This is a genomic window from Streptomyces sp. NPDC096323, assembly GCF_040302845.1.
Lineage (GTDB): Bacteria > Actinomycetota > Actinomycetes > Streptomycetales > Streptomycetaceae > Streptomyces.
Map to the genome: position 1 here is coordinate 206,708 of NZ_JBEOSI010000012.1, position 16,731 is coordinate 223,438.

The 16,731-nt window shown below is 71.4% G+C and carries 13 protein-coding genes; 4 read left to right on the plus strand and 9 right to left on the minus strand.

The annotated features are described in order from the left end of the window. Positions 1-321 precede the first annotated feature (321 nt). On the plus strand, positions 322-1,551 hold the full coding sequence (locus ABTX18_RS30530) for a trypsin-like serine peptidase (protein WP_352126020.1): 1,230 nt from the start codon (positions 322-324) through the stop codon (positions 1,549-1,551). Positions 1,552-1,786: 235 nt separating this feature from the next. Next, the gene (locus ABTX18_RS30535) at positions 1,787-2,959 is read left to right on the plus strand and encodes a trypsin-like serine peptidase (RefSeq protein WP_352126021.1); all 1,173 of its coding nucleotides are present in this window, start codon (positions 1,787-1,789) and stop codon (positions 2,957-2,959) included. Between the two features lie 84 nt (positions 2,960-3,043). Here ABTX18_RS30535 and hflX read toward each other — a convergent pair whose 3' ends face one another. From hflX to miaA, 6 genes are all read right to left on the minus strand, one after another. Then, the gene (gene hflX, locus ABTX18_RS30540) at positions 3,044-4,564 is read right to left on the minus strand and encodes a GTPase HflX (protein ID WP_352126022.1); all 1,521 of its coding nucleotides are present in this window, start codon (positions 4,562-4,564) and stop codon (positions 3,044-3,046) included. Between the two features lie 176 nt (positions 4,565-4,740). After that, on the minus strand, positions 4,741-6,207 hold the full coding sequence (locus tag ABTX18_RS30545) for a M1 family metallopeptidase (protein WP_352126023.1): 1,467 nt from the start codon (positions 6,205-6,207) through the stop codon (positions 4,741-4,743). A 97-nt stretch (positions 6,208-6,304) separates the two neighbouring features. Continuing rightward, entirely contained in the window at positions 6,305-8,470 is a 2,166-nt protein-coding gene (locus tag ABTX18_RS30550; protein ID WP_352126024.1) for a RelA/SpoT family protein, read from the minus strand. A 304-nt stretch (positions 8,471-8,774) separates the two neighbouring features. Further along, the gene (gene dapF, locus ABTX18_RS30555; RefSeq protein ID WP_352126025.1) at positions 8,775-9,647 is read right to left on the minus strand and encodes a diaminopimelate epimerase; all 873 of its coding nucleotides are present in this window, start codon (positions 9,645-9,647) and stop codon (positions 8,775-8,777) included. Between the two features lie 75 nt (positions 9,648-9,722). Then, entirely contained in the window at positions 9,723-10,163 is a 441-nt protein-coding gene (locus ABTX18_RS30560; RefSeq protein WP_352126072.1) for a hypothetical protein, read from the minus strand. 107 nt (positions 10,164-10,270) lie between these two features. Further along, positions 10,271-11,209, minus strand: coding sequence for a tRNA (adenosine(37)-N6)-dimethylallyltransferase MiaA (gene miaA / locus ABTX18_RS30565; RefSeq protein WP_352126026.1), 939 nt, complete (start codon positions 11,207-11,209; stop codon positions 10,271-10,273). A gap of 237 nt (positions 11,210-11,446) precedes the next feature. Here miaA and ABTX18_RS30570 point away from each other — a divergent pair, with 237 nt between their 5' ends. After that, entirely contained in the window at positions 11,447-11,704 is a 258-nt protein-coding gene (locus ABTX18_RS30570) for an antitoxin (protein ID WP_352126027.1), read from the plus strand. A 94-nt stretch (positions 11,705-11,798) separates the two neighbouring features. Here ABTX18_RS30570 and ABTX18_RS30575 read toward each other — a convergent pair whose 3' ends face one another. Together ABTX18_RS30575 and miaB are read right to left on the minus strand one after the other, a co-directional pair. Beyond that, on the minus strand, positions 11,799-12,512 hold the full coding sequence (locus ABTX18_RS30575; RefSeq protein WP_352126028.1) for a class III extradiol dioxygenase subunit B-like domain-containing protein: 714 nt from the start codon (positions 12,510-12,512) through the stop codon (positions 11,799-11,801). Positions 12,513-12,631: 119 nt separating this feature from the next. After that, entirely contained in the window at positions 12,632-14,152 is a 1,521-nt protein-coding gene (miaB, locus tag ABTX18_RS30580; protein WP_352126029.1) for a tRNA (N6-isopentenyl adenosine(37)-C2)-methylthiotransferase MiaB, read from the minus strand. 123 nt (positions 14,153-14,275) lie between these two features. Between miaB and ABTX18_RS30585 the strand changes: the two genes are divergently transcribed. Continuing rightward, the gene (locus tag ABTX18_RS30585) at positions 14,276-15,274 is read left to right on the plus strand and encodes a TAXI family TRAP transporter solute-binding subunit (protein ID WP_352126030.1); all 999 of its coding nucleotides are present in this window, start codon (positions 14,276-14,278) and stop codon (positions 15,272-15,274) included. A 62-nt stretch (positions 15,275-15,336) separates the two neighbouring features. Here ABTX18_RS30585 and ABTX18_RS30590 read toward each other — a convergent pair whose 3' ends face one another. Continuing rightward, a complete protein-coding gene (locus ABTX18_RS30590; RefSeq protein WP_352126031.1) occupies positions 15,337-16,731 on the minus strand; it encodes a sensor histidine kinase in 1,395 nt (464 codons plus the stop codon).

Genomic DNA, 16,731 nt, shown 5'->3' on the forward strand with positions numbered 1-16,731 from the left:
AGCACGATTCCGCAAGGACGGACTGCGGGGGTGAACGCTGTCTCCGTGTCCCCCGTACGTACCAACGACGCCGGACGCGGAGGATCACGGGTAAATCCGAAGATCCTTGCGGGCCCGAACCCGGCCCTGCCGCACGCCGTCGGGAACCGCACCGGCATAGTGGGGGACCGTGCCGCAGCCCCGGGACAGCGTTCCGGGCAGCCGTGACTGCCCGGAAAGGCGCCCGGACCGCCGTCCGCCGGAGCCGGACCGGATGCGGTCGAGCAGTACAGAAGTGCCGTACAGAAGCGTTGGGTTACGAAGTCCCAGGGGGATCACCAGATGCGACTCATTCGACCAGGATTCACCGGTCGCCGTGCGGGGAGCGCTCGCCGCACCCGTTCCACCGTGCTCGCCACGGCGGCGACCGCCGCCGTCCTCGCCCTCACCGCGACGGCCTGCGGGCCGGGCGACGAGCAGGCGGCCACCGAGCCGAGCAGCAGTTCCGCGGGCCAGACGTCGGACGGCAAGATCGCCATTCCGGACGATCTGAAGGACCGGCTCAAGGAACACGGGATCGACCTCGACCAGTGGAAGAGCGGCGACTGGAAGAACTGGGACAAGGACAAGTGGCTGCGTGAGGCCAAGGACTACATCAACCCCATCATCGAGGGCCTCTGGGACCCGGACCGGATGCGGGACGCGGACAAGGCGCCCGAGCAGCCGGTCGACAACGACATCTCCGGCGACGAGGGCGTGACGGACCCGACACCCGTCCCCGTCAGGGCCGTTGGCGTGCAGACGCCGTACCACGACAACGCCGCCGAGTCGGGGAAGCTGTTCTTCGACGGCCCCGAGGGTTCGATGGTCTGCTCGGCGACCGTGGTGAAGGACCCGGCGCATCCCGGCAAGTCCAACATGGTGTGGACCGCGGGTCACTGTGTGCACGCGGGCAAGAAGGGCGGCTGGTACCGCAACATCGCCTTCGTGCCGTCGTATAACAACAGCGGGCTGTCGACCGACGAGCTCCGGAACAACCCGCCCAAGGAGAAGGTCGCCCCGTACGGCGTGTGGTGGGGCTCGTGGGCGCAGACCTCCGAGCAGTGGATCGACCAGGGCGCCTCGGTCGGCGGCCTCGGAGCCCCGTACGACTTCGCCGTGCTGCATGTGACGCCGGAGAAGGGGTCCACGGGCAAGTCCCTGGAGGAGACGGTCGGTTCGGCTCTGCCGGTCGAGTTCAACGCCCCGGCGGTGCCCAAGATCGCCGAGATGACGGCCACCGGCTTCCCGGCCGCTCCTCCGTACGACGGCCAGAAGCTCTTCCGCTGCGCGGACAAGCCGGGCCGGCTCTCGCTCACCAGGGACGACCCGACGATGTACCGCATCGGCTGCACGATGACCGGGGGTTCCTCCGGTGGCGGCTGGGTCGCGGCGGGTCAGGACGGCAAGCCCGCACTGGTCTCCAACACCTCCATCGGCCCGGTGACGGCCGGCTGGCTGGCCGGACCCCGCCTCGGCAAGGAAGCCAAGGGCGTCTACGACTCGGTCAGCAAGAAGTACGCGGGACAGTAGAGCCTCGCCACTACCGTCCTGGCACGAACATGTGACGACGCATCAGGGGCCTTCGGCGGAACACCTTCCGCCGAAGGCCCCTGGGCCGCCCGCGGCTCCCGCCGCGCTCCGGGGGCAACCGACCGCCGCCCGGGCCGTCATAGGGTGGTCCCCGCACATCACCGACAGCCGGCCATTCCGGCGCACGGCATGACACGCTCATGCCATTCTGAAGGTTTCAGGGGGAATCTTTTCCATGCGATCCATACGTCCGCTGCTCACCGCGACCGGCCTCGTCGCCGTCCTCGCGCTGACGGCGACGGCCTGCGGTCCCGGCGAGGACCCGGCGGCCGGCAAGCCCGCGGCCACCACGTCCGCCGACGGCAACGGCTTCGGCGGTGGCCTGTCCACCGATCTGGCCGACACCCTGAAGAAGCACGGTGTCGATCTGGACCAGTGGAAGAGCGGCCAGTGGAAGAACTGGGACAAGGACAAGTGGCTGCGTGAGGCCAAGGACTTCGTCAACCCGGTCATCGACGGGCTGTGGAAGCCCGACCGGATGAAGACGGCGAAGGACCCGGCCAAGACGATGTCGGCCGGGGACCTCTCGGGCGCCCAGGGTGTCAGCGACCCGGAGCCCGAACCGGTCACGGCCGCGCGCGAGAAGACGCCGTACCACGACTACGCGGCGCCGGTCGGCAAGGTGTTCTTCGACTCCCCCGAGGGCTCGATGGTCTGCTCGGGCACCGTCGTCAAGGACCCGGAGAGCCCGGGCAGGTCCAACCTGGTGTGGACGGCCGGTCACTGCGTCCACGCCGGAGCGAAGGGCGGCTGGTACCGCAACATCGTCTTCGTGCCCGCCTACAACGATCAGGGCAAGGACGCAGCGTCGCTGAAGAACGCGCAGCCGCAGGAGGTCGCCCCGTACGGCGCCTACTGGGCCGACTGGGCCAGCACCTCCGGCGAGTGGCTGACCGACGGAGGCCCCACCGGCGGCGAGGGCGCCCCGTACGACTACGCGGTGCTGCACGTGAAGCCGGAGCACGGCACCAAGTCCCTCGAGGAGACCGTGGGCAACGCCCTGCCGGTCAACTTCGCGGCCCCCGAGGCCGCGAAGATCAGCGCGATGGGAGCCTGGGGCTACCCCGCCGCACCCCCGTACGACGGTCTGATCATGCACAAGTGCGTCGACCGTCCCGGCCGGCTCTCCATCAGCCCCGCCACCCCCACGATGTACCGCATCGGCTGCACCATGACCGGCGGCTCGTCCGGGGGCGGCTGGTTCAGTGAAGGCAGCGACGGCAAGCTGGCGCTGGTCTCCAACACCTCCATCGGACCGGTGACGGCCGGCTGGCTGGCCGGACCGCACCTCGGCGAGGGCGCCCAGCAGATCTTCACGATGATGAGCGAGAAGTTCGGGTCCAAGTAGCACGCACCCGGAAACGGACGGAGGGCCCGCACCCATGGGGTGCGGGCCCTCCGTCCGTGCTTGCTGCTGCTGCTGCGGCGGCGGTCAGTGCACCGCGGGTACGAACGCGGCGAGGTCCGAAGCGAGCTCCGCGTGCACGCGGGCCTTGAGCAGGGTGCCCTCGGAGGTGTGCTCCTCGGAGATAACCTCGCCCTCGGCGTGCACCCGGGAGACGAGTCCGCCCTGGGTGTAGGGCACGAGTGCCTCGATCTCGACCGACGGCCTCGGCAGCTCGCTGTCGATGAGCGCGAGCAGCTCGTCGATGCCGGCGCCGGTCCGTGCCGACACCGCGATCGCGTGCTTCTCGTTACGCAGCAGCCGCTGGAGAACCAGCGGGTCCGCGGCGTCCGCCTTGTTGATCACCACGATCTCGCGCACGTCGACCGCACCCACCTCGCGGATCACCTCGCGCACAGCGGCGAGCTGCTCCTCCGGCACCGGGTGCGAGCCGTCCACCACGTGCAGGATGAGATCGGACTCGCCGACCTCCTCCATGGTGGAGCGGAACGCCTCGACCAGGTGGTGCGGCAGATGCCGTACGAACCCGACGGTGTCGGCGAGGGTGTAGATCCGCCCGCTCGGCGTCTCGGCCCGGCGCACGGTCGGGTCGAGGGTGGCGAACAGGGCGTTCTCCACCAGCACACCCGCACCGGTCAGCCGGTTGAGCAGCGAGGACTTACCGGCGTTGGTGTAGCCCGCGATGGCGACCGAAGGCACCTTGTTGCGCTTGCGCTCCTGGCGCTTGATCTCGCGGCCGGTCTTCATCTCCGCGATCTCCCGGCGCATCTTCGCCATCTTCTCGCGGATCCGTCGCCGGTCCGTCTCGATCTTGGTCTCACCGGGGCCACGAGTGGCCATGCCGCCACCGCCGCTGGAACCGCCGCCGCCCATCTGACGGGACAGCGACTGGCCCCAGCCGCGCAGGCGCGGCAGCATGTACTGCATCTGTGCCAGCGAGACCTGCGCCTTGCCCTCACGGGACTTGGCGTGCTGGGCGAAGATGTCGAGGATCAGGGCGGTCCTGTCGACCACCTTGACCTTGACGACGTCTTCCAGATGGATCAGCTGGCCGGGGCTGAGCTCACCGTCGCACACGACGGTGTCCGCCCCTGTTTCGAGAACGATGTCGCGCAGTTCGAGCGCCTTGCCGGAACCGATGTAGGTGGCCGGGTCGGGCTTGTCACGACGCTGGAAGACGGCGTCGAGCACCTGGGCTCCGGCCGTCTCGGCGAGTGCCGCAAGCTCGGCGAGCGAGATCTCCGCGTCGTGCACCGTGCCGGAGGTCCAGACACCGACCAGCACGACGCGCTCCAGGCGCAGCTGTCGGTACTCGACCTCGGTGACGTCCTCGAGTTCGGTGGAGAGTCCCGCCACGCGCCGCAGTGCGGCGCGGTCGGAGCGGTCCAGCTGGTCGCCGTCCCGCGCTCCGTCGATCTCGTGGCTCCAGGCGACGTCCTCTTCCATCAGGGCGTCGGCCCGAAGGCTTTCGGTGAGGCTCTCGGTGACATTCTCCGTGGCACTCTGCGCTTCCTGCGCGTCCTGGGGAAGGGAAGAAGAGGAGGTCATTGGATCCTTACGTCGATAGGTATGAGCTACATCAGTCACAACGTGTGACCTCCCGGAATGATTCCCCGGGGATTTCTCCCCGGGATTCTTCGGTCCGGCCACGGTGCGACCCGACCGGTTCTCTCCGGTCAGGCCACGGTGCGACCCGTCGATAGTGGCACGGCGGGTCCCGCCCGTCACGCGGGTTTCCCGCCGCCCACGGGGGCGGTGCTCACCCAGTCCGGGTGGCCCGGCATGGGGGGCGTCTTCCTGCCGTACAGCCAGCCGTCGAAGAACGCGGTCAGATCGCGTCCGGCCACCCGGGACGAGAGGGCGGTGAAGTCGGCCGTGGCGGCGTTGGAGTCACGGTGCTTGCGCACCCAGAGCCGCTCCAGCCGGTCGAAGGCATCGTTGCCGATCTCCTGGCGGAGCGCGTAGAGGACCAGTGCGCTTCCGTCGTACACCACCGGCCGGAACAGGCTGATCTTCTCGCCCGGCGCGGGCGCGGCGGGACGGGCCGGCGGGCCGCCGACGGCACGCCAGCCGTCCGAGCGCCGGTAGGCGTCACGCATCCGGCGCTCCAGCGGCTTGCCTGCGTGCTCCTCGGCGTAGCGCGCCTCGTACCAGCTGGCGTGTCCCTCGTTGAGCCAGAGATCGGACCAGGTCCGCGGGGAGACGCTGTCGCCGAACCACTGGTGGGCCAGCTCGTGGACCATGACCGAGTCGACGTACCACTCGGGAAAGCCGGCGTCGGTGAACAGGCGGCGCTCGAAGAGGGAGAGGGTCTGGGTCTCCAGCTCGAAGCCGGTCTCCGTGTCGGCGACCAGCACGCCGTAGTTCTCGAACGGGTAGCGGCCGACCTGCTGTTCCATCCATTCCAGCTGGCCGGGGGTCTTCTTCAGCCAGCGCTCCAGTTTCTCCCGGTCGGCGGTCGGTACGACGTCGCGCACGGGAAGCCGGTGCGGACCGGTGCGCTCCACGACGGTCGACCGGCCGATGCTGACCTGGGCCAGCTCGGTGGCCATGGGGTGGTCGGTCCGGTAGGTCCAGGTGGTCCGGTCGCCGTGCCGGATTCGCCCGGTCCGCTGACCGTTGGCCACCACGGTCAGCTCCTGCGGGGCGGTGACGTGGAAGGTGAAGTACGCCTTGTCCGCGGGGTGGTCGTTGCCGGGGAAGACCCGGTGCCCGGCGTCGGCCTGATTGGCCATGGCGAGCCCGTCGGCGGTCCGCACCCAGCCGCCGCTGTCCCGCTCGCCCGAGGGGTCGCTGGTGTGGCGGACGGTGATGCGCAGGGGGATTCCCGCGGGGAGGCTGCCGATCGGCTCGATGATCAGGTCCTCGTCCTCGGCCGCGAACTCCGCGCGCAGGCCGTTGACTTCGACGGAGCGGACGGTGCCACGGGCGAAGTCGAGGTTGATCCGGTCCAGCGGCTCGGTCGTCCGCGCGTCGATCGTGGTGACGGCGTCGAGCGGTTCGCTGTTGCGGCCCCCGTAGGTGAGGCCGATGTCGTAGGCGAGTACGTCGTATCCGGGGTTGCCCAGATGCGGGAACAGCGGGTCCCCGATGCCGAGGGGCACCGGTGCGGGCAGGGTGGCGGCGACAAGAGTGGTGGCCGATGCGGTGGCCAGCAGGGCGGCCCGCAGACGGCGGGAGAGGAACGGCATGGACTACGGCTACCAGCGCCACCCCCGCCATACCGGGACGGCGCGCACCGCGCCACCCGAACGGGGACCGCCGTGGCGGAGGGTGCGGCGCGGCGGATCAGATCGCGGCGGCCGGGTGCTGGGCGCGGCTCACGTCGTACACCCCCGGTACGTCGCGCATGGCACGCATCAGCGCGGGCAGTCCGGCCGCGTCGGGGAGTTGCAGGGTGTACGTGTGGCGTACGCGCTGTTCGCTGGGGGGTTCGACGGTGGCGGAGATGACCGCCGCGTCCGCTCCGGCGATCGCCTCGGTGAGGTCCGCGAGGAGGCGGGGCCGCCCGAAGGACTCCGCCACCAGGGTCACTCGGCAGGCGGCGGCGTCGCCCCAGCTCACGGCGACCGGCACCCGGCCGACGGCCTCCATCCCGGCCACGACCGGGCACTCCAGCCGGTGCACCGTGACCACGCCGCCGCGCACCGTGAAGCCGGTTACCTCGTCGGGGGGTACCGGGGTGCAGCAGCCCGCGAGACGCACGGTGGTGTCGGGCCGCTCGACCACGGCGCTCACGGTGCGGCCGGCCGTCCCGGTGGATCCGGACGGCGCCGGCCGGGTGGACCGGTCCGGCTGCGGGCCGGACCGGCGGTTGTCGGGGGCGCTCGCGGCTGCGGATTCCGCGTCCTGCGGGTGGGCGTCGAGCCAGCCGGTGATGGCGATGCGCGCGGTGGGCGTCCGGGCGTGGTCGAGCCAGTCGGGCGAGGGCCCGGACGCGGCGTCCTCGGCCAGGAGCGGCTGGACCGTGTCGCCGTCGCCGAGCACGGTGCTGAGGGTGGCCAGCCGGCCGTTCACCCGGGCCCCGATACAGCTGTGCGCGGCGTCCCCGTACTGCGCGTAGGCGGCGTCGACGCAGGTGGCGCCCGCGGGCAGGCCGAGCGTGCCGCCGTCGGTGCGGAAGACGGTGATCTCGCGGTCCTGGGCGAGGTCGGCGCGCAGGGTGGTCCAGAAGGTGTCGGGGTCGGGGGCGGACTGCTGCCACTGGAGGAGGCGGGAGAGCCAGCCGGGGCGGGTCGGGTCGGCCCGTTCGCCGTCGGCGGGTTCGGCGCCCGGTGCGGTGCCGTCCGCGGACTCGGCGTTCGGCGCCGCGCCGTCCGCGGCGTACGGATTGCCGAGCGCGATCACGCCGGCCTCGGCGACCTTGTGCATGCGGTGCGTACGGATGAGGACCTCGGCGACCTCGCCGTCCGGGCCCACCACCGCGGTGTGCAGCGACTGGTACAGGTTGAACTTGGGTGAGGCGATGAAGTCCTTGAACTCCGAGATCACCGGGGTGAAGCAGGTGTGGAGCTCGCCGAGGACGGCGTAGCAGTCGGCGTCCTCGGCCACGAGCACGAGCAGGCGTCCGAAGTCACTGCCGCGCAGTTCGCCGCGTTTGATCCTGACCCGGTGCACGGAGACGAAGTGGCGTGGCCTGAAAGCCACTTCGGCGGTGATGCCGGCCTCCCGCAGCACCGAGGCGACCTTGTCCGCGACAGCGGTGAGCGGGTCCCCGGTGGCGGTCGCGGCGGAGATCAGGGCGCGGGTGTGTGCGTACTCCTCGGGATGGAGGATGGCGAAGACGAGATCCTCCAGCTCGGTCTTGAGCGCCTGCACACCGAGCCGTTCCGCGAGGGGGATCAGCACGTCCCGGGTGACCTTGGCGATCCTGGCCTGTTTCTCGGGGCGCATCACGCCGAGCGTGCGCATGTTGTGCAACCGGTCGGCGAGCTTGATCGACATCACCCGGACGTCGTCGCCGGTGGCGACGAGCATCTTGCGGAAGGTCTCCGGCTCGGCGGCGGCCCCGTAGTCGACCTTCTCCAGCTTGGTCACGCCGTCGACGAGGTAGCAGACCTCTTCGCCGAACTGCTCCCGCACCTGGTCGAGGGTCACCTCGGTGTCCTCGACCGTGTCATGGAGGAGGGACGCGGTCAGCGTGGTGGTCTCGGCGCCGAGCTCGGCGAGGATGAGGGTGACCGCGAGCGGGTGCGTGATGTACGGCTCGCCGCTCTTGCGCATCTGTCCGCGGTGCGAGCTCTCGGCGAGGACGTAGGCCCGGTGCAGGACGGCGAGGTCGGCGTCGGGGTGGTGGGCGCGGTGCGCCTCGGCGACATGGGCGATGGCGTCCGGCAGCCGGTCCCGGGGGACCGGGCCGAGCAGGGCGACGCGGCCGAGCCTGCGGAGATCGATCCGGGGGCGGCCCCGTCTGCGGACGGGAGTGGCACCTGGATTGGTGGCCTCTGCGCTCATGGGGCACCTCCGGCAACGTCGACCGGCGGTGGGAAGGGGCGGTCGCGCCTCCGGGGCCGGTGCTTGATGCTACCGACCCCACCACGTGGCGGAGTCCCGCTCTCGCCCAGCGTGAAACGGATCACCCATTCGAGCGAAGCTCGAGGGGCCTCTCCTTTGGATCATGCCGGGCTCGCGGGGTCTGGCACGCACATCTGCCGCGTTGTCGTCGGTCGCCAGGGCTCCGCCATGACTCCCTCCTCCGCCTTGCAGCTGCACGCACCAGACCCCGCTCCCTGATCCGGCCTGATCCAAGCGGGAGGCCCTATCCCTTGAGCGTTTCCAGCCATACCGGATCGATCATGCCCTCGGCGACGATTACGGCCGCTCCGGTCATGTCGATCTCGCCGTCCGGGTGCTCGGTGATCACCAGGGTGCCACCCGGCAGATCGACGGTGTACGTGACCGGGGCCCCGGTCTCCGCCGGGTCCGCCGCGTCCCGGCGGGCCGCGGCGACGGCCACCGCGCAGGCGCCGGTGCCGCAGGAGCGGGTCTCGCCCGAGCCGCGCTCGTGGACCCGCATCGCGACATGGCGTGGACCGCGGTCCACGACGAATTCGATGTTGACGCCGTCGGGGTAGACGGCTGCGGGCGCGAAGGCCGGCTCGGTGAACAGGCTTCCGGCGTGCGCGAGGTCGTCGACGAACGCGATGGCGTGCGGATTGCCCATGTTCACGTTGCGGGCGTCCCAGCTGCGGTCGCCCACGGTGACGGTGACCCCGTCGCCGGGGAGCAGGGCCCGGCCCATGGAGACGGTGACGTCGCCGTCCTTGGCCAGGTGCACCTTCTTCACGCCACCACGGGTGGCCACCGCGAGGTCGCCCTCCTCGACGGCTCCCACGTGCTGCAGATAGCGGGCGAAGACCCGCACGCCGTTGCCGCACATCTCGGCGACGGAGCCGTCGGCGTTGCGGTAGTCCATGAACCACTCGGCCTCGCCCGCCATGTCCTGCGCCTCCGGGTGGGCGGCGGACCGCACGACATGGAGCAGGCCGTCACCGCCGATGCCGGCGCGACGGTCGCACAGCCCGGCGACGAGGGACGCCGGCAGGTCGATGGCGTTGTCCGGGTCGGGAACGATCACGAAGTCGTTCTCGGTGCCGTGGCCCTTGAGGAAGGCGATCTGCGAGGTGGTCACAGGACAACTGTACGAGCCCACACCGACAGCGTGGCGAACCGGCCCGCCGCGGGCGGGGACGGCCGCACAGGGAGGTCAGCCCCGCAGTCGTGCCACGCGCCAGACGGCCAGCGCGACCAGGACGGCGCACACCGTCACGTACAGCGCGATCACCCGCCAGTCGGCCCGCTCCCCTGAACTCCGGGACGGCAGTCCCGGCCAGGTGTGTCCGACGCGGCGGGCGGCCATCATGCCCCAGCCCGCGGCGCAGCAGCTGATCAGCAGTCCCAGCATGGCGACCACCGGGCCGCCGTCGCCCACCTCGAAGGCGAGCGGGAAGGCGAACATCAGCGATCCGAGCGCGGCGAGCATGACGATCGGCGCGAGCTGCCAGATACGCATCCGCCGGGCGGGACGCAGCTCCACCTCGACCTCGGGGGTCACGGGGAGCTCATCGGGCCCGTCGGGGCTCAGTCGTCCTGCCTCGTGCTGCGTGTCCGGTGCGTCTTGTTCTGTGTCGCGAGGGCCGGCCTCCATCGCCACGCGCCCTCCCAACTCGGACTCCACTGGTCGATCGATGCTCGATGATGGCACGCCGCAGGTCGCCGAATTGACGGGCAGGGCTTCCCGATGCCATCACGTGATCAGGCTGTAACCGCTCGTTCGACCAACGCCAGCGCGAGGCCGGAGAGTTCCCCGCGGTGCTCCGCGGCACCGTTCAGCCACTGGACGCGCGGATCGCGGCGGAACCAGGAGTCCTGGCGGCGCGCGAAGCGTTTGGTGGCGCGCACGGTTTCGGTGCGCGCCTCGTCCTCGGTGCACTCCCCGGCGAGAGCGGTCAGCACCTGCTGGTAGCCGAGGGCCCGGGAGGCGGTGCGCCCTTCCCGCAGGCCACGTGCCTCCAGGCCGCGTACCTCGTCCACGAGTCCGGCCTCCCACATCCGGTCGACGCGCAGGGTGATGCGCTCGTCGAGTTCGGGGCGCGCCACGTCGACGCCGATTTGGACGGCGTCGTAGACGGGGTCGTCCCCCGGGAGGTTGGCCGTGAAGGGTTTGCCGGTGATCTCGATGACCTCGAGGGCCCGCACGATGCGGCGGCCGTTGCCCGGGAGGATCGCGCGGGCGGCCTCGGGGTCGGCCGCGCGGAGCCGCTCGTGCAGTGCTCCGGAGCCGTGCTCGGCCAGCTCCGCCTCCAGCGCGGCCCGGACGCCGGGGTCCGTACCGGGGAACTCGAGAGCGTCGATGGCGCCCTTCACGTACAGGCCGGAACCGCCCACCAGGACGGGTGTGCGACCCTCGGCGAGCAGCCGGTCGATCTCGGCGCGGGCCAGGCGCTGGTACTCCGCGACGCTCGCGGTCTCGGTGACGTCCCAGATGTCCAGCAACCGGTGGGGGACCGAGCCGCGCTCCTCGAGCGTCAGCTTGGCGGTGCCGATGTCCATCCCCCGGTAGAGCTGCATGGAGTCGGCGTTGACCACCTCGCCCCCGAGCTGCTGGGCGAGGAACACCCCCAGGTCGGACTTTCCGGCTGCGGTGGGACCGACGACGGCGATGACCCGCGGAGCGGGAGCTGGACTTCTCACTGCCACAGTCTCGCAAACCTCGGGGCTGATCCCCGAATGGGCGATGCCGGGCGGTGAGGGTGGCCGCCCGGTCACCCTCCGCCGAGTAAAATGATGCCTACATATGGGTGGTTTCTCATGGTTCCGCCGTTTGTCCTCGTGCACCGCCGATGCCGCGGTCCGGAGTACGGGACGGCGTGGCGGGTAGCGGGACCGGAGAGAACACGCGCACGCAGCCCCCAGCAGAGAAGGTGTCCGATGGGCTTCATGGACAATTTGAAGGCGAAGCTGAGCCCCGCCAAGGACAAGGTGAGCGACCTCGCGCAGCAGCACGGGGACAAGATCGACCAGGGGCTCGACAAGGCCGCGCGGACGGTGGACGCGAAGACCAAGGGCAAGTACAGCGACAAGATCGTGACCGGCACGCAGAAGGCCAAGCAAGCCGTGGACCGGCTCTCCCAGAAGGACGGCGGCACCCCGCCGCCCCCGCCGGGCAGCACGCCGCCCGCCTCCTGACACCGGGCCGCGAAGAACAGCACGACGGCCGTGGAGTGATGCCGCTCCACGGCCGTCGTGCGTTCTTTTCCCGCTCCGAGGGAGAGGGGTGGGGTCAGGACCAGGCCGCGACCATGTACCCCACGCCGTACGGAGCGTCGTCGTACAGCAGCCGCCCGTCCAGCCCGGCTCCCTCGGCCGCCCCCGCGAGCACCTGCCAGGGGGCGCGGCCCGCGGCCTTGAGTTCGTACGCCAGCGCCTCGTCCAGCGCTATCAGCGCGGCCGTGTCCGCGGCACCCAGCGCGCGCGACGCCTCCGCGTCGAATCCGACGGCCCGCTCGTCCAGGTAGCCGGGCGACTTCAGGGTGCGGCAGGCACTGCCGTCGCCCATGACCAGCAGCGCGACGCGGTCCGCCCGGGCGGCCAGCGCCCGCCCCGTCTCCGTACAACGGCCGGTCTCCAGCGGCTCGCCCACGCCCAGCGCCTCGACCGGGGCGCCCGTCCACCCGGTGCGGGCCAGCAGCCACGCGCCGACCGCGAGCGACGGGGGCAGCGGGCGCTCGGCGACGGTGCCCAGGTCCCGCCCCAGCCGTACGCCGAGGTCCACGCCGAACTCACGGAAACCGCCGGTGGCGCCCTCCGGGTGAGTGCCCCGGCCCGCGAGGTCCGCCGGGCCGATCACGACCAGCAGATCGGGCCGGGAGGCCGCGAGTACGCCCAGCGCGTCGGTGCACGCGGCTCTGGCCCCGTCGAGCTCGGGCGCGGCACCGGCGGCGACGTCGGGGACCAGCAGCGGCGGACAGGGGCAGACAGCGGCGGCGACAAGCATGAGGGGCAGCGTACTGGTCGCCCGCCGCGCACCCGGCGGACCCCCGCGGCGGGCAGCCGGTCAGGTCGGCGGACCCCCGCGGCGGGCAGCCGGTCAGGTGCCGGGAGCCGTACCGCCCGTCAGTCGCAGCCGCAGCCCGGGGCCGAGGCGGCGGGCAGCGGTGCCGGGGCGCCGATCCCCGGCAGGCCCAGCATGACGCCGGCGGGCTTGGCGGCCGCGGCGGCGGTGCGCTTCTCCCAGGCGTCCCCCGAGCGGGTCCGCCGCACCCCGAGGGGGGCACCCTCGGCCAGCAGGTGGTGCGGGGCGGCGTAGCTGATCTCGACGGTCACCACATCGCCCGGCCGCACCTCCTGGTCCGGCTTGGTGAAGTGGACCAGGCGGTTGTCGGGTGCGCGGCCGGACAGCCGGTGGGTCGCGCCGTCCTTGCGGCCCTCGCCCTCGGCCACCATGACCTCGAGCGTGCGGCCGACCTGCTTCTTGTTCTCCGACCAGGAGATCTCCTCCTGGAGGACCGACAGGCGCATGTAACGCTCCTGCACGACCTCCTTGGGGATCTGCCCGTCCATGTCGGCGGCGGGGGTTCCGGGGCGCTTGGAGTACTGGAAGGTGAAGGCGTTGGCGAAACGCGCCTGGCGGACCGCGTGCATCGTCTGCTCGAAGTCCTCCTCGGTCTCCCCGGGGAAGCCCACGATGATGTCGGTGGAGATCGCCGCGTCCGGCATCGCGGCCCGCACCGTGTCGATGATGCCGAGGAAGCGTTCCTGCCGGTACGAGCGCCGCATCGCCTTCAGGACCGTGTCCGAGCCCGACTGCATCGGCATGTGCAGTTGCGGCATCACGTTCGGCGTCTCGGCCATGGCCGCGATCACGTCGTCGGTGAAGTCGCGCGGGTGCGGCGAGGTGAAGCGGACCCGCTCCAGGCCCTCGATCCGCCCGCAGGCGCGCAGCAGCTTGGAGAAGGCCTCGCGGTCGCCGATGTCGGAGCCGTACGCGTTGACGTTCTGGCCGAGCAGGGTGATCTCGGAGACGCCCTCGGCGACCAGGGCCTCGATCTCGGCCAGGATGTCACCGGTCCGGCGGTCCTTCTCCTTGCCGCGCAGCGCCGGGACGATGCAGAAGGTGCAGGTGTTGTTGCAGCCGACGGAGATCGAGACCCATGCGGCGTACGCGGACTCACGGCGGGTGGGCAGCGTGGAGGGGAACGCCTCCAGGGACTCGGCGATCTCGATCTGCGCCTCCTCCTGGATCCGGGCGCGCTCCAGCAGCACGGGCAGCTTGCCGATGTTGTGCGTACCGAAGACGACGTCGACCCAGGGGGCGCGCTCGACGATGGTGTCGCGGTCCTTCTGCGCGAGGCAGCCGCCGACCGCGATCTGCATCCCGGGGCGCTTCGTCTTCATCGGGGCGAGGCGGCCGAGGTTTCCGTAGAGCTTGTTGTCGGCGTTCTCCCGCACCGCGCAGGTGTTGAAGACCACCACGTCGGCGTCGCCGTCGGAGCCCTCGGGCGCCCGCACATAGCCGGCGTCCTCCAGCAGCCCCGACAGCCGCTCGGAGTCGTGGACGTTCATCTGGCACCCGTAGGTGCGCACCTCATAGCTTTTTCTGACGTCCACTGCTTCGCTCCGGTTGCCGCTGCTCATGCGACAAGGGTAGGCGCTGTACGGGCGCCTCCCGCCGCGGGCGGCCTCCCGCCACCGCGGACGGGCGGGATATCCGGCGGCGCCCCTGGCCAGGGGCGGGAACCACCTGGCAGGATCGCCGCCATGCTCCCGGCTCTGTCCCGAATCGGCCGGCGTCGCTCGCTGCGGGCGGGCGCCGCCCTCCTCGTCGTGCTCGGACTGCTCCTCTGGTGGCTGCTGCCCCTCGGGAACCCGGCGCCCAACGGGACGCTGACATTCAGCACCGGCGTACGCAGCGGCGTCTACCAGCGCTACGGGGAGCGGCTCGAGGCCGCCCTCGCCAAGGATCTTCCCGAGGTGTCGATACACCTCCAGACCAGCGAGGGCTCACAGCAGAACATCGCCCGGGTGGCGACGGGCAAGGCCGACTTCACCATCGCGACGACCGATGCCGTCGCCACGTACCTCAGGGACCGGGGGCCGGGCGCCGACCGGCTGCGCGGCTGTGTCCGGCTGTACGACGACTACATCCAGCTGGTCGTGAAGCGGGACTCCGACATCCGCAAGGTCGGGGATCTGCGGGGCAAGACGGTGGCGGTCGGGCAGCCGGGGTCGGGGGTGCGGCTGGTCGCCGACCGGCTGATGACGGCCGCGGGCCTGGACCCCGTCGCCGATGTGACGGCCGTGCCCGTGGGCATCGACACGATGCCGAAGCTGCTGGAGGAGGGCCGGCTCGACGCGTTCTTCTGGTCCGGCGGGCTGCCCACGAGTGCGGTGGCCGATCTCTCGGACCGGTTCTCGATCCGGCTGGTTCCGCTGGAGGACCCGCTCATCAAGGAGCTCCAGGCGGCCGGCGGTTCCACCCGCTTCTACCGCTCGGCTGTGATGCCCGCCGACGCCTACCGCAACGCGCAGCAGGGGCAGGCCGTCCCCACGGTGGCGGTCGCCAATGTGCTGGTGACCACCGACCGCACCGACGCGGCGATGACGGAGGCGTTCACCCGGACGGTGATCGACAGCCGGGACCGGATCGGGCGCGAGGTGCACGCCGCGCAGCTGGTGGACCTGCGGACGGCGATCTACACGGATCCGCTGCCGCTGCACGAAGGGGCCAAGCGCTACTACCGCTCGGTCAAGCCCTGACCTCTCGGCCCGGCGGGGCGCCTCCTCAGCCCGGTTGCGCGAGAAGCCTGCGGGCCGCCTCCTCAGCCCTGCGGTCCGTTGCGCGGCACCGTGACCGTCACGCGCAGCCCGTGCGGTTCGTTCCGTGTACAGGCCAGCGACCCGGCGCTCGCGGCGAGGAGCGCCTTGGAGATGGAGAGGCCGAGGCCGGACCCCCGTACGTTCTGATGCTGCGAGCTGCGCCAGAACCGGTCGCCGACGCGCTCCATCTCCTGTTCGGTGAGCCCCGGCCCGCGGTCGGCGACGGCGACCGTGACGCAGGTGCTGTCGGAGGCGACGGTGACCCGGACCTCCTCGTCCTCGGGGGTGAACTTCAGGGCGTTGTCGATGACGGCGTCGAGCGCGCTGGACAGCGCGATGGGATCGGCCCAGGCCGTGACGGCCGGGATGCCGTCCGCGATCAGCCGCACGCCCTTCTCCTCGGCCACCGGCCGCCAGGAGTTGACCCGTTCGGAGCTGAGGGCGCCGATGTCCGTGAGCTGCAGATCGGCGTCGGCGTGCTCGGCGAGCGCCAGGTCGAGAAGGTCGTCGAGGACCTGGCCGAGGCGCTTGCCCTCCGTACGCACCGAGGCGATCTCCTCGTTGCCCTCGGGGAGTTCGAGAGCGAGCAGCTCGATCCGCAGCAGCAGCGCGGCCAGCGGATTGCGCAACTGGTGCGAGGCGTCCGCCACGAAGGCCCGCTGCTGCTCCAGTACGTCCTCGACGTTGTCGGCCATCTCGTTGAACGAACGGGCCAGGCGCCTGAGTTCCGGTGGCCCGCCCGACGCCGCGACCCGCGACCGCATCCGGCCGCTGGCGATGTCGTGGGCGGCGGCGTCCAGCGTCCGCACGGGGAGCAGCACCCAGCCGGTGAGCCGGTTGGCGGCGCCGACGGCCACCAGCATCGCGATCACCTCGCCCGCGGCGATCAGCACCCAGCCGCGCAGGGTGGCGGCGCGCATCTGGCCGGTGGGCGAGTCGATGACGACGACGGCGATCACATCGCCGTCCCGGACGACGGGCGAGGCGACGACCACGCGGCCGTCCTGCCAGGGCCAGACCTGCGGCGGATCGTGGCTGCGGCGGCCGAGCAGCGCCTCCTTGAACGCCTCGCGGCCCTCGCCCTCGACGGGCAGCCGCCAGGACCCCGGCGCCTTGGCCATCGCGGAGTCGTCGCGGTAGAAGACACCGGCCCTGATGCCGTACACGGAGTCGTACGTCGCCAGCTCGCCCTGGAGCGTGCGGCGCCGTTCGTCGTAACCACTGGTGCGCTCGGTGATGAACTGGGCGAGCGCGGCGAAGCGCGCCGTGTCGTCGATGCGGTCGATCACGACGCGCTGCTGCTGGGCCGCCGCCACACTGACGGCCAGCGGGAAGCCGAGCGCGAGCAGAACGGCCGCCATGAGGACGATGAGCAGCGGAAGCAGCCGGGTGCGCAA

Coding starts and splice junctions, on each gene's coding strand:
- ABTX18_RS30530 (WP_352126020.1), top strand. CDS start 322: ATGCGACTCATTCGACCAGGATTCACCGGTCGCCGTGCGGGGAGCGCT.
- ABTX18_RS30535 (WP_352126021.1), top strand. CDS start 1,787: ATGCGATCCATACGTCCGCTGCTCACCGCGACCGGCCTCGTCGCCGTC.
- hflX (WP_352126022.1), bottom strand. CDS start 4,564: ATGACCTCCTCTTCTTCCCTTCCCCAGGACGCGCAGGAAGCGCAGAGT.
- ABTX18_RS30545 (WP_352126023.1), bottom strand. CDS start 6,207: ATGCCGTTCCTCTCCCGCCGTCTGCGGGCCGCCCTGCTGGCCACCGCA.
- ABTX18_RS30550 (WP_352126024.1), bottom strand. CDS start 8,470: ATGAGCGCAGAGGCCACCAATCCAGGTGCCACTCCCGTCCGCAGACGG.
- ABTX18_RS30560 (WP_352126072.1), bottom strand. CDS start 10,163: ATGGAGGCCGGCCCTCGCGACACAGAACAAGACGCACCGGACACGCAG.
- ABTX18_RS30570 (WP_352126027.1), top strand. CDS start 11,447: ATGGGCTTCATGGACAATTTGAAGGCGAAGCTGAGCCCCGCCAAGGAC.
- ABTX18_RS30575 (WP_352126028.1), bottom strand. CDS start 12,512: ATGCTTGTCGCCGCCGCTGTCTGCCCCTGTCCGCCGCTGCTGGTCCCC.
- miaB (WP_352126029.1), bottom strand. CDS start 14,152: ATGAGCAGCGGCAACCGGAGCGAAGCAGTGGACGTCAGAAAAAGCTAT.
- ABTX18_RS30585 (WP_352126030.1), top strand. CDS start 14,276: ATGCTCCCGGCTCTGTCCCGAATCGGCCGGCGTCGCTCGCTGCGGGCG.